This window comes from Halarchaeum sp. CBA1220 (genome assembly GCF_003721175.2).
Taxonomy (GTDB): Archaea; Halobacteriota; Halobacteria; order Halobacteriales; family Halobacteriaceae; genus Halarchaeum; species Halarchaeum grantii.
This window is the reverse complement of the sequence record NZ_CP054710.1, coordinates 86,412-98,449: the sequence shown is the minus strand read 5'-3', so window position 1 is coordinate 98,449 and position 12,038 is coordinate 86,412. Positions and strand designations below refer to the sequence as shown.

At 55.2% G+C, this 12,038-nt stretch carries 9 protein-coding genes and 1 tRNA gene; 3 read left to right on the top strand and 7 right to left on the bottom strand.

Going from position 1 to position 12,038, the window contains the following annotated elements; all coding sequences use genetic code 11:
* Positions 1-543: 543 nt before the first annotated feature.
* The 3 genes from EFA46_RS15675 to rnz all read right to left on the bottom strand — a co-directional run bounded on the left by EFA46_RS15675 (position 544) and on the right by rnz (position 4,027).
* Positions 544-618 (bottom strand) — tRNA-Met (locus EFA46_RS15675).
* A gap of 116 nt (positions 619-734) precedes the next feature.
* On the bottom strand, positions 735-2,651 hold the full coding sequence (locus tag EFA46_RS15670; RefSeq protein ID WP_123078984.1) for a beta-CASP ribonuclease aCPSF1: 1,917 nt from the start codon (positions 2,649-2,651) through the stop codon (positions 735-737).
* 446 nt (positions 2,652-3,097) lie between these two features.
* Positions 3,098-4,027, bottom strand: coding sequence for a ribonuclease Z (gene rnz / locus EFA46_RS15665; RefSeq protein ID WP_123078982.1), 930 nt, complete (start codon positions 4,025-4,027; stop codon positions 3,098-3,100).
* Positions 4,028-4,461: 434 nt separating this feature from the next.
* Here rnz and EFA46_RS15660 point away from each other — a divergent pair, with 434 nt between their 5' ends.
* Positions 4,462-4,650: a DUF5786 family protein gene (locus EFA46_RS15660; protein ID WP_123078980.1), complete on the top strand. Its 189-nt coding sequence runs from the start codon at positions 4,462-4,464 to the stop codon at positions 4,648-4,650.
* A gap of 168 nt (positions 4,651-4,818) precedes the next feature.
* Here EFA46_RS15660 and EFA46_RS16335 read toward each other — a convergent pair whose 3' ends face one another.
* The 3 genes from EFA46_RS16335 to EFA46_RS15645 form a co-directional block, all read right to left on the bottom strand.
* The gene (locus EFA46_RS16335; protein WP_255494164.1) at positions 4,819-5,043 is read right to left on the bottom strand and encodes a hypothetical protein; all 225 of its coding nucleotides are present in this window, start codon (positions 5,041-5,043) and stop codon (positions 4,819-4,821) included.
* Positions 5,044-5,326: 283 nt separating this feature from the next.
* Positions 5,327-5,734, bottom strand: a complete 408-nt coding sequence (locus tag EFA46_RS15650; protein ID WP_123078978.1) for a hypothetical protein — start codon at positions 5,732-5,734, stop codon at positions 5,327-5,329.
* Positions 5,731-6,549: a ParA family protein gene (locus tag EFA46_RS15645; protein WP_123078976.1), complete on the bottom strand. Its 819-nt coding sequence runs from the start codon at positions 6,547-6,549 to the stop codon at positions 5,731-5,733. The genes EFA46_RS15650 and EFA46_RS15645 overlap by 4 nt, the downstream gene beginning before the upstream one ends.
* 598 nt (positions 6,550-7,147) lie before the next feature.
* Here EFA46_RS15645 and EFA46_RS15640 point away from each other — a divergent pair.
* Together EFA46_RS15640 and EFA46_RS15635 are read left to right on the top strand one after the other, a co-directional pair.
* Entirely contained in the window at positions 7,148-7,336 is a 189-nt protein-coding gene (locus EFA46_RS15640; RefSeq protein WP_123078974.1) for a hypothetical protein, read from the top strand.
* 1 nt (position 7,337) lies between these two features.
* Positions 7,338-9,158 (top strand): ribosome biogenesis/translation initiation ATPase RLI, encoded by a 1,821-nt coding sequence (locus EFA46_RS15635; RefSeq protein WP_123078972.1) that lies wholly within the window; start codon positions 7,338-7,340, stop codon positions 9,156-9,158.
* A gap of 570 nt (positions 9,159-9,728) precedes the next feature.
* Here the strand turns inward: EFA46_RS15635 and EFA46_RS15630 are convergent.
* Complete coding sequence (locus EFA46_RS15630; RefSeq protein ID WP_123078971.1) at positions 9,729-11,975, bottom strand: DNA cytosine methyltransferase; 2,247 nt, start codon at positions 11,973-11,975, stop codon at positions 9,729-9,731.
* Positions 11,976-12,038: the final 63 nt, after the last annotated feature.

Here is a 12,038-nt window from a genome sequence, read left to right as displayed (position 1 = left end):
GGCGATCTAATAGGTAGACACTGGTTTTACACCTAGTAAAGAGGATAGAGTAAGATAGTGATAGAATAGACAACCCTGTACATCAAGTTATACTGATGCGTGAGAGAGTAGGTATCCATCCACAGAGATAGGACAAAGTAGGTACACAGACGGTATCAACCAAGTAGAATTGCAAAAATTCCCCCTGTTTTCAATAGTGTGTGAGAATGGACAATCCTGTACACTATGATTGAACAGATTTTAATACGCTGGATGTGTTACCTGAACCTGTTCGAGTAGTGGTTTCTCTGTGCCACTATTTACATCAATATCTTCGTAAAGTTGTCCGGAAACCAAGATAGCCACCCGTTTAAAAGAGGATCAATCTAACACAAGAGGGCAGAATGAAATTGCAGGACCACCAGATCAGCAAAAATATTCCTGGCTTCGCCCTACAGAGACCTCATGACTACGATATCGCCGTAGAAACCGAAGAGACAGAATAGTATCTGAATTTCAGATTCTCACACGTGTGATAGCAGCTATGGCGAAATAGTGTCAAAATAGCGGGAGGTGGATTTGAACCACCGATCTCCGGGATATGAGCCCAGCGGAATCTCCGAGCTATCCTATCCCGCTATCGATAGACAAGACTCGCAGGGGAAAGAGCCTGTCGTTATCAAGACGGCGAGAATGTAGATAAGAGAACAGGATACACAGAGACGGTTGCTTAGCGAACACCCCGTACTACGAGCCTACTCGTCGAGGCGGAACGTCTCGGTATTCCGTGGTGTGTACGTCCGCATATCGAACTCTTGGTAGAGCCCAGAGGAGAGCTGGTCGGTAGATTCCTCGTCGCCGTGGACACAGAGTGCCTCTTCGGGGCGCGGATTCATCGTCCGGACAAAGTTCTCAAGGCCACGTCGGTCAGCGTGTCCGGAGAATCCGCTGACAGTCGAGACACCGAAACGCAGTGTCAACTGTTCGCTACGACTGCCACGATCGCTGAACGGAATCTCGCGACGTCCACTCTGAATGCTACGGCCGAGCGTGCCCTGTGCCTGGTAGCCGACGAAGATGAGTTCATTCTCGGGTTCACTACCGAGATATTCAAGCCAACCCATGATCGGGCCACCGGTAACCATCCCGGACGTTGAAAGGATGATACACTCTTCACCATCGACGATGTCTTTTCGCATCTCTTCACCGCCGTCAACCTGCTGGAACTGCTCAGCGAGGAACGGATTTTCGTCCTCGTGGAGAATCCGATCGCGAAGGCCGTCGCGCAGGAACTCCGGATATGCCGTGTGAATAGCCGTCGCTTCACGAATCATCCCGTCAAGGTAAATCGGCATCGTAGGGAGTTTCCCCTCACGCATCGCCTCCTCGAGGACGAGCATCAGCTCCTGAGAGCGCCCGACGGCGAACGCCGGAATAACGACTTTCCCGCCGTCCTCATACGTCTCGTTGATGATCTCGATGAGTTTGCGCTCGGAGTCCTCTTGGTCAGTCTGATAGTCGTTCCGTCGGCCGTAGGTCGACTCCATGACGAGCGTTTCGACGCGCGGGAAGTCGTTGACGGCGCCATTGAACAGACGAGTGTCGTCATAGTGGATGTCGCCGGAGAAGACGACGTTGTGGAACCCGTCCCCAATGTGGAAGTGCGTTACTGCGGAGCCGAGAATGTGGCCGGCGTTATGGAACGTGAGCTTAATGTCCGGGGCGATATCTGTGACGTCCCCATACTCAACCGGAATCGTGTGTTTGAGCTCCTTCCGAACCATCCCGGAGTCGTAAGGTGGTGTCCGCCCCTCTTTGGCAGCGACGTCGAGATAGTCAAGTTGGAGAAGTCCCACGAGGTCCCGCGTCGCCTGCGTCGTGTATACTGGCCCATCGTAGCCGTACTTGAAGAGGAGCGGCAGAAGCGCGGAGTGGTCAAGATGAGCGTGTGTGAGGACAACCGCATCAAGCTCCGGAATCGGGTTCGCTTCCGGGAGTTGGAGGTAGGGAACTTCTCCCTCCGCACCGGGTTTGTCCCCACAGTCGATGAGAACACGGGTCTCCGGTGTGCTGAGGATGAAGCTCGCACGCCCGACCTCGCGACAGCAGCCGAGTGTCGTGATCCGAACCCACTCCGTCTCGTGCATCTGCTCACGGTGTATCTGCTCGCCAGTCCGTTCAAGGAACTCGCGGCGTTCATCACGCTCCTGGATGAGGAAATTCCGGACGTTATCCACCGTCGAGGACTCCATCGGTGGTGTTCGAAGTACTTCTGGCGTCCAACCCACCTCTTGTTGGATCTCGCGAAGCGTCCGACCGTGACTTCCGATCACGAGGCCAGGTTTCTCAGCCTCAATGAGGACTTCACCTGTCTCCGAATAGAACTGAAGGTTCGTAATACCTGCATTCTCCGGGATGACTTCGAGAATACTGCCACGAGCATCCTCTGGACTTGTCTGTGCCCCATCGGTTGGTCGAATTGTGATACGCTTCCGAAGTGTACTTGCAAGCCGGCCGAGAAGCCCATCTCGTTCCGCGAATTCTCTGGGCATCTCGGTATAGACGACCAGCTGTGGGCCTTCGAACGCTACTCTCGAAATTGAGAGATCATTCGGGAGCTCATCTTCTAGCTCGGCACGGATTTCGTCGATTGGCGTCGAATCATCGGGCATAGTGTGATCTCAGGAGGAGACGCGGTTCGTACGGGAAGCATTGATAGCTCACGCAATGAGCCGCGTCGAAAGAATCAATCCGAGCGCCCAAGTGAGCAGTTCTGTCGAGAGAAATGCTCAATCCGAGAGTGATCTAACAACCAGATCAGAGCGAGCGGATGATTCAGCTAATTCAGGCTATCGGTTTGTGGCTATAAAAGACCTCCGACAATCGAGGGGTCGTGTTTAGTTAATCAGATTCACTTGGATGAAACAGCGAGATCACGGTTTTCAAAATCTCCCTCGCGTTCGATAGCCTATACCTCGCTACGCGCGGCCTCCAGCCGTGCTCCGTCGATTCGGCTCACGATCTCCCGGTTCCTCTCAAATCCCTACCCGTGAGTGCTTGACCAGCCGCCTTTGGCTTAACTAAACACTACCGCTGGTTTACTCCCATATCCATAGGACTACCTGTCGTCGCCTTCGGAGTAGGGAATCGTAATCGTATCTCCGTCATCAGGGAGGAACATATTGTCACCGAATCTCTCGGCAGCCTCGTTCTCAAGCGGCCCAGCATCGGTCGCGTACCGTGAAGAAATATGCGTGAGTGCGAGTCGCTTGACACCGGCCTCCGAGGCGACAGTAGCGGCCTCTTGGGCCGTCGAGTGCCTGGTCTGTCGTGCCCGCTGCTGTCGGTCCTGAGTGAACATCGCATCGTGGATAAGCAGATCTGCGTTCTCAGCAGCCGAAACAACAGGCTCTGTCGGTCGGGTATCGCCCGTATAGACGATGCGGCGCCCCGGCCGTGGGTCACCAACGACCTCCTCTGGGTGAACGATAGTTCCGTCCTCAAGTTCGACGGGAGATCCCTCGTGGAGCTGTTGGAACTTTGGCCCAACTGGAACGCCAAGGTCTTCTGCTCCTTCACGGTCGAATCGACCTTTCCGCTCGGCTTCGACAAGGGCGTATCCAACGGAACGTGTTCCATGATCAGTCTCGACGGTTCGAATCGTGTACTCGTCACACTCGATGATCGGTTCACCAAGAGGAGCATCGTGTACATGGACACGAAAACTCGGTGTCGTCCCCGTTGCATCGAGAAGATGCTCAACATCTCCAGAGGTGCCGGCAGGCGTGTAGATATCGAGTGGCGCAGTTCGCTCGTTGAAATTTAGGGTCTGTAGAAGCCCGGGAAGACCAAGCACGTGGTCTCCGTGAAGATGTGTGAGGAAAATAGTGGATACGTTAAAGCCGGTAGAGAAGCGCATCATCTGTCGCTGTGTTCCCTCTCCGACGTCGAAGAGGAATCGTTCCCCTTCTCGTTGAAGCAGGATTGCGCTCGGATTGCGCTGGGTTGTCGGAACGGCCCCACTTGTTCCGAGAAAGGTCACATCCATAGTAGGCGTTCGGAGAGCAATACGGAAAGCAGCTTTGAGATTCGTGGACGCAAGCCGTCGACTCTATCGGTAAGATCGTACTGCTATCGCGTGGGGCGAACTATTCGAATGCCATCTCCACCCGATGTTGTCTTGGCAGCTAGGTTACACTCGAACGGTCTCTATACCCTCTAATGCGAGCACTCGCGCATGGAGGCTCTGTCACAAACGAGCTACAATTGTCGCAGGAAACCATCGGGCTCCAGTTTAGTCAACCAGTAGGTCAGATTCTGAGCTGGTCTATTCATATTCTGGCTACTGATAAATACTAATATCCTTCTATTTTTAGATGGACAGATCTATCTGCATTTATCTTAGCATTTAATATCAAATTTCCCATAACTGTCTGCGATCGTACCGGTTGTTTTTAGTCTACGACGCTTCGAACGTTGTATATGGGTTTTGGGAGCTATGACGAATCCGAACAGCAGAACCAGGACGTCAATACCGATGAGGACGGCAGTGAAGGTGTGAGTGTCCACGAAAACGAGCACGAAGGCGAGGTCACGTTCGAAACGGACGCCGCCACCGATGAACTCATGGACCAACTCGCAGAGATCAAGGACGACGCTGACGAAGAGTAAAGTCGGTACCCAGCGCTATTTTCCGGTATTATGAACTGGTCGAACGCACAGCATCTTTGACACCCTCCCAAACTGCCTCGGTGGATTGCCCCTATCGAGTTCGATTAATTCCCCACGGTCCCGATAGAACTCGATTAGCGGCTGCGTGTTTTCTGAATAGACACGCAGTCACTCGCGGGTGGTTTCTTCCTGACCGTCACTCCGGTAATAAATGCTACCACTACACTCGTTACACGTCCCAGTCTTCATCGAGGGGTTAAATTCGACGTGGTAGTTCGCCCCACAGTCTAAACACGCTCGTCGTCCAGTAAACCGGTCACTAGAACATCCTCGTTGACCACTAAGTAGAGTACTCCAGTGATCAACTCGTTCGAAGAACACAATCCTTTCCATACAAGGATTTTTAGAGTTAAATGTGCCTTTGGACGACACTATTCGGGACCGTGTTATCTTTCTGGCCGGGAAAGCAGCAGGTGTCGATTGTCCAAACTGTGAGTTTAGAAGTCGCGATGTCGAGCTGGACGCCGTCAGGCTCACAAATACCTCCTGCCCAGAATGTGGAACAACCATCCTTACCGAAGACCAGAAATCACAGCTCCAACAGGCTGGAAAGCTGTAAATCGCGGCGTAAACAGCCTCAAGTGCGGTGGCCCAAGCTTGTGCGTGGTGTCCAGAGTCACTCGCCGGAAAGCTCCGAAAGCCGAGCCTGAATCTCCTCCGCATCCGCCTCAGAGAGTGCTTCAATACCGAACTGCACGAGTAGCGGGTAGAAGTGGCGGTTCTTCTTGAACTCACTCTGGCCCGCCTTTCGGAGCTTCAGCTGAGACTCAAGGTAGGTATCCTCCATCTCGTCAAGGACACCATCGGGGATGTAGATCGTCCGCCCGTTCCACTCATCCTTGATATTTGTCTTCGTTTTTCTCGTTTCTTTCGTTTCGATCGTTGAACGTGAGTCAGTTGTTTCGGTCGATGAATCGGTTTCCACCGCGTCACCCGCCTCACTCGTTTCGTCGCGATCAGCCTCATTGGCCTCCTCTTCGTAGTTGCCCTCGATGCCGGAAGCATCTCCCCAGCTATCGCTCATGCTTCCACCTCCTCGGGCGCGGTCTTATCGAACGTCTCGTCGAACAGGTCGGCGATCTCATTGAACAGTTCGCGTGCATCCTCAACGCGCTTGTTTTCCTTGCTGAAGCCGAAGACAGACACGCCATCCCCGATCGACTGGGAGAGATCGGTTCGTTTCGGGATTTCGAAAACGGGGAGCGAGTACGCCGCTTTGATCTCCTCGATGGTGTCACGATGCTCGGAGTTCTGCTCAACACGGTTGCAGACTATCGCGAGTCGATTGATGTCCCCATACGCCGGCTCGAGGGAGCCCAGCTGCTTTGCGAAAATCTGGAGGCTGTTGGCGTTGAGTTTCTCCGGGATGACAGGGATGACGACATTGCCGGTCGCGACGAGCGCATTATCGGTAAGGACGTTCAGGGAGGGAGGTGTGTCGACGATGATGTAGTCGTAGTCATCATCGAGTTCGTCGAGAGTCATCTCCAGTCGTTCCCGACTCTTTGGCGCCTCAAGCAACGTCTGGATGTTCTTGTTGTTCGCGAGCTTCTCACTCGCAGGTAGAATGTCGAATTCTTCGTGCTCGACGATGATGTCGTTCACCGATTCCATCTGGTCGAAGTCGAGGACGTCGAACAGCGTTGTACGGTCGGTATCGTAGTACAGATCGTTGTAGCCAAGCGAGCAGGTGAGCCCTCCGTGATAGTCGATATCGACTAGGAGGACATCGTAGCCCCGGGCGGCTAGTGCGCCGCCAGTATGAATGACGTCGGTTGTCTTCCCCGCGCCTCCCTTCTGATTCGCCACGGTGACTCGTGCAGTAGTGGTGTCGCCCATTATTTTCGTTCTTCTCGTTGTGTTCGTTTCGTTCGTTTTTGTCGTTCTATTCGTTTGGTTCGGTGCGGGTGTTTCACTCGGTGAGAGGATTACTATGGTGTTAAAACCATCTGTTCGTTACACTCGATGAAGTAAACATACTCGTTCCTAGAAACTAGTTCGTTCCATTCATTATGTTCGTTTTGCTCGTTTTGTTCATTCAGGATAAGGCTGCCGAGTCATCCTCGACCAGTTCGTTCCTCAGAACTCGTTCAACACATTCGTCTAGCTCATTCCGTTCGTTTCGCTCGTTTCGTTCGTTATGCTCGTTCCAGATAGTTCCAACAGGAATTAGAGCAACCTTGAGACGAGTGGAGAGATTGTGGCATCATGAGATTCGAGTAAGATGCTATCTGCTACCGAAGTAACTAACCAGATGTACGAGGTGCTCGACGGTACGGCAGCGCAGGTCATCCTCGCCATCAAGAGGGGGTTAGCTCCATAGCCGCGTCGCCAACATATCACACGCCGTACGAGACAGTGAGATAGACCGATAATCAATGTGAAGGCTGCCAAGCGGAATGAACGACTTTTTACGGGTGTTGACGGATCCAATGGTATGAGCGACGACTTGGGGAAAGCTGGCCACGCACGCGGCGGGGCCACCACAGCTATCTGTGGTCTGGCAGGCACCGGTGTCGGCGACTTCGGTGTCAAGAACACCCCCCACGTGGCGTTCCTGACGTTCACGCTGTGGTTCATCAGCTACACCGTGCTGGCGGCGTCCAGCGTACAACTGGTGGCGTAGGATGGCGGACGATAGCATCGCCGTGGTCGACCTCGATCGGTGCCAACCCGACCGGTGTAACTACGAGTGCGCGAACTACTGCCCGCCCAATCGGACGGGCAAGGAGTGCATAACCGAGCGCGGCGAGGACGCGGTCGAGGGCGATCCGGGCCAGATCCGTATTTCCGAGGAGATCTGTCTCGGCGAGACCTGCGGCATCTGCGTCGAGAAGTGCCCCTTCGACGCCATCGAGATCATCAACCTCCCCCAAGAACTCGACGAGGAGCCGGTCCACCGCTACGGTGACAACGCCTTCTCGCTGTACGGGCTTCCAACTCCCGAGCCGGGCAACGTCACCGGCATTCTCGGACCGAACGGGATCGGGAAATCAACCGCAGTCCACGGTCTCACCGGCGAGATGGTCCCGAACCTCGGCGACCACGAGAGCGACGGCGACTGGGACCGCGTACTCGACCGGTTCCGCGGCACGGGTCTACAGAACTACCTGAAATCGCTGAGGGACGGCGACGTGAGCGTCTCCCGCAAGCCCCAGTACGTCGACCAAATCCCGAAGCAGTTCGACGGCAACACCCGTGAGCTGTTGGAGCGCACCGATGAGCGCGGCGCGCTCGACGAGCTGATCGAGCGGCTCAACATCGGTCCGGTGATGGACCAAGACATCGACTCCATCTCCGGCGGCGAACTCCAGCGCGTCGCCATCGCGTCGTGTCTCGCCCGCGACGCCGACTTCTACTTCCTCGACGAGATCACCCCCTATCTCGACATCGGCCAACGGATGATCGTCGCCCGGCTTATCCGGGAGCTGGCGGACGACGACGACGTCGACCGCTCGATGCTCGTCGTCGAGCACGACCTCGCCATCCTTGACCTGCTCGCCGACACTCTCCACGTCGCCTACGGGGAGCCCGGCGCGTACGGGGTCATCACCGACCCGAAATCGGTTCGGAACGGGATCAACGAGTACCTGAAAGGATACCTTGACAACGAGAACATGCGGATCCGTCCCTCAGAGATCACCTTCGAGGAACACGCGCCCCGCGTCGCCTCTCGGAGCAAGACGCTGGTCGAGTACCCGGACATGTCGAAGTCCTACGGCGACGGCGAGTTCGAACTCCGCGTCGAAGGCGGCGAGATCAACCGCTCAGAAGTGCTCGGCGTCGTCGGGCCGAATGGCATCGGGAAATCGACGCTCGCGAAGCTTTTCACCGGGGATCTGGAACCCGATTCGGGCGAACTCGACTTCGCGCTCGATATTTCGTACAAGCCGCAGTACATCGAGATTGACCAGCCGATGCGCGTCGACGCGTTTCTCTCTTCGATCACGGACGACTTCGGCTCCTCGTACTGGAACACGGAAATCGCCCAACCGCTCCAGTTGGAACGGATCATGGAGCAGAACCTCACGGACTTGTCAGGCGGCGAGCGCCAGCGCGTCGCCATCGCGGCGTGTCTCTCCGACGATGCCGACCTGTATCTGCTCGACGAGCCCTCCGCGCACCTCGACGTCGAACAACGCGTGCGGGCGACGACGGCGATCCGCCGGTACGCCGAAAACCATGACGCGACCGTGATGGTAATTGATCACGACATCTATATGATCGACCTCCTCGCTGATCGGCTGATGGTGTTCGACGGCGAGCCGGCCGAGCACGGCCGGGCGTCGCCACCCCAAGAGATGCGCGACGGGATGAACGAGTTCCTCGCGGATCTGGATATCACGTTCCGCCGCGACGAGCGAACGGGTCGCCCCCGGATCAACAAACCAGGGTCACAGCTCGACAGCCAGCAAAAGCGCGACGGCGAGTACTACTACTCCGGGTGACCGGCCTGAGCGTCGGACCGGCCACCGATCCGCGGTATCGAAGCGATAGGCCCAAAACCAACAGACAGTGAGTAGTAATAGCACATCATTCGCGGCAACCTCGAGGTCCGACAAGACGCAATGATCGAGTGCGAAGGGAGGCGTTTCTGTCCCTCGGTCCAACCCTGATGGGAGAGATACCGAGCATACTAACGGAGTGCTTCGACTGCGATTCCTCGAACGTCACTGATGACTGAGAATGTCAAGAATACCGGGTGTCGTGCCCTTGCCCGCCTACTCCGGTAATCCACAGTGGTGGCCTGGGGTAATGTAACCCGGGAGTTCAGCGGTATCATTGTAGTCGCTGTGGCAGGCAGCGGCGAGCTCCTTGAATCTGTTTATCGGACTAAACGTGGACATACCAAGGCGAAGCTCGAATAGCCCAAAACCGACGTTAGAGGTCTCAGAGTGGTATATGATGGCGATTAGGGATTTTGTAAATCATATGGTGATATACAGAGTCCGTCTCTATTGTGGCCCCACACACCGGTGTGGGGTACAAAAGTCGGCAATGTGAATTCCAGAGTATGTTCAGTCGTCAGATACTGCTTCGTCGTGATCTGTGGTATCTGCCTTCACTTCGGGAGGGGCCATAGATTCAACAACACTGGAAAGCGCCTCTCCAATTCGTTTCCCAGCGATCGGAGGTACTGCGTTACCTATCTGTCTGAACCAGCTGGTGAACGGACCGAGGAAAATGTAGTCATCAGGAAATGACTGTAACCGGGCCGCCTCTCGTGGCGTAATGCCCCGGTTTCGCTCAGGGTCGGCCCGATCTGGGTCAGGACGTGCGTGTTTATAGTAATCGGGCAGTACGTATCCGTTCGCGTCCTTTGCCAAATGTGCAACGATGGTTGGGGAAGACTCGGACCACTCCAGCATCCGATATTTATCGCCAAACCGTGAGCTCTCTGCCGTTCCGACGTCATATTCGACGTATTCCGCATATTCTCCGTCCGACCCATATTTCACGTCCCATCCAGTATCCCCAGGACTGAGTGCCTCATCAAACAGAATTCGATCCTTTTCCATCGGGTGCTCCCGTGCTCGGTGGTTAAAGCAGAGGTCCGTGCCTGAAGCGAGCTGGTGTTCGTTGACGTAGTTGCTCTTTGACCCCCGAGGCGTCTCCGCTAATACTCGGCCACCCTCTCCGCGCCGGAGGCGTGGAAGTCCTGAAAGACCCTGCTGGATGGTTCTCGCACTACCTTCGGACGGGAGTTCGCTGAGCACTTCTGCTGCAGTCGATGGGTTCTGTGCAAGGTCTTCACGAATACCGACGAGAAGTACTCGTTCTCGGTTCTGTGGGACGCCAAGCTCAGTCATGTCCTGTAACCGATAATCGATATCGTACCCAGGACCTGTCTCGCCGAGCAGTTTGAGGTCTTCGAGCACCCAGTCGATCACACGAATACCACTATCTCCCACCTCGTTGACCATCCCTTCTACATTCTCCATAAGAATGGCCTTTGGGCGGAGCTCGTCAACCGTATTCACGTACTGGGTGTAGAGGGTCGTGCGGTCATCGTCAAGAATACTGTAGTCGTCATCATCGGCTCGGCGGGAACGATAGCCAGCATTTGAGAGGGACTGACAGGGCGGTCCGCCGACGATAATATCGGGAGTGCCTGCTACCTCTCGGATTCGTTCAGGAAGGTCAATCTCTTGGACGTCACCGCAAATGACATTCTGGTGAGGTAGTTCTGGGTGATTCAGTCGATATGTCGAAACTGCGTCGGGTTCGATATCAATCGCCCACCGCACATCGAACCCAGCCTCGTTCAATCCGCATGAGAGTCCACCAGCGCCTGCAAACAAGTCTACTGCCGTCGGCCCAGATCGCTCGGCTCGTTGCTGACGGATTCGATGGGTGAGCAAGAATTTCTTGATTTCACAATCCTCCCCACATACGTCTGTTCCGGCAGTAACGGCATGGGTTGCGAGTGCTCGATAGAGCGGCGCAAGGTGTCGATCGAGAAATTGCTCCTCAAGGCTCGTTCGGCGATCCGAATCATCCCGAAGCGCCATAGGCTCGAGGAGGCCGAGTGAACAGAGAAGTTCGTCAACCCGCGAGTCTGCGGGCCAGACCGGTTTATCGAACGCAGTCTGGACTAACCACCACCCGTCTCCTTCTTGAATAAATGGCAGAGTGGTTAGGAAATCCACGTAGTGGTCGTATCTGACCCTCGAGAAGTTCCGGAGTGTAACCCCCTCGGTGTAGTGTGTTTCTTTTACTGCATCAAGCAGCTCACGGAGCCAAGAAGCAGTCTGTTCTCGCTCCTTTTTGCCGCCTCGGGTTATCTCTCCCAGCGAGGCAGCCAATTCTCCCTGATCCATCGTGGCGATATCTCCCCAAGTCCCGTGTTGGTTTCGCAATTCGCTGATAGTCTCACGAGAATCTCGCTCGAAGAACCTCTCCGCTGGTGACTCGGCAGGCCCCGCCAACACAACCGCAGCTACGGCATCGAGTGGATCATCGCTCCCAGAAAGTGGGTCACCGCACGGGCAGGGCACTTCACTGTTAGCAGTGTACTCGCGATCAACTAGCGCGTATCGGCAGTCGTCTCCATGTTTACCCCGTTTCCGGGCAAGCTGCTCCGGAGTCGCACTCGGACACCCCACTGGAGACTGCTTTTGCTTTCGTGCGTGGGCTGCAGTCAGCGTCTCAATGAGGAAATCAATATTCTCAGTAAGCAGTTCTCGGTGAATGTCACGCTCCGTATTCGACGCTGAACGTATCAGAGCCAACGGTGAATCGGAAGACGTGACCGGCTCGGGCATACTTTCCGTTATTCCGGCACCAGGGATAAACTTCCGGATGACCAGCTACGCTTCATACCCAGA

Excerpts from the sequence above, each read along its gene's own strand:
- EFA46_RS15630 (WP_123078971.1), bottom strand. The coding sequence starts at position 11,975 with ATGCCCGAGCCGGTCACGTCTTCCGATTCACCGTTGGCTCTGATACGT.
- EFA46_RS15660 (WP_123078980.1), top strand. The coding sequence starts at position 4,462 with ATGGGTTTTGGGAGCTATGACGAATCCGAACAGCAGAACCAGGACGTC.
- EFA46_RS15635 (WP_123078972.1), top strand. The coding sequence starts at position 7,338 with ATGGCGGACGATAGCATCGCCGTGGTCGACCTCGATCGGTGCCAACCC.
- rnz (WP_123078982.1), bottom strand. The coding sequence starts at position 4,027 with ATGGATGTGACCTTTCTCGGAACAAGTGGGGCCGTTCCGACAACCCAG.
- EFA46_RS15650 (WP_123078978.1), bottom strand. The coding sequence starts at position 5,734 with ATGAGCGATAGCTGGGGAGATGCTTCCGGCATCGAGGGCAACTACGAA.
- EFA46_RS15640 (WP_123078974.1), top strand. The coding sequence starts at position 7,148 with ATGAGCGACGACTTGGGGAAAGCTGGCCACGCACGCGGCGGGGCCACC.
- EFA46_RS15645 (WP_123078976.1), bottom strand. The coding sequence starts at position 6,549 with ATGGGCGACACCACTACTGCACGAGTCACCGTGGCGAATCAGAAGGGA.
- EFA46_RS15670 (WP_123078984.1), bottom strand. The coding sequence starts at position 2,651 with ATGCCCGATGATTCGACGCCAATCGACGAAATCCGTGCCGAGCTAGAA.
- EFA46_RS16335 (WP_255494164.1), bottom strand. The coding sequence starts at position 5,043 with ATGGAAAGGATTGTGTTCTTCGAACGAGTTGATCACTGGAGTACTCTA.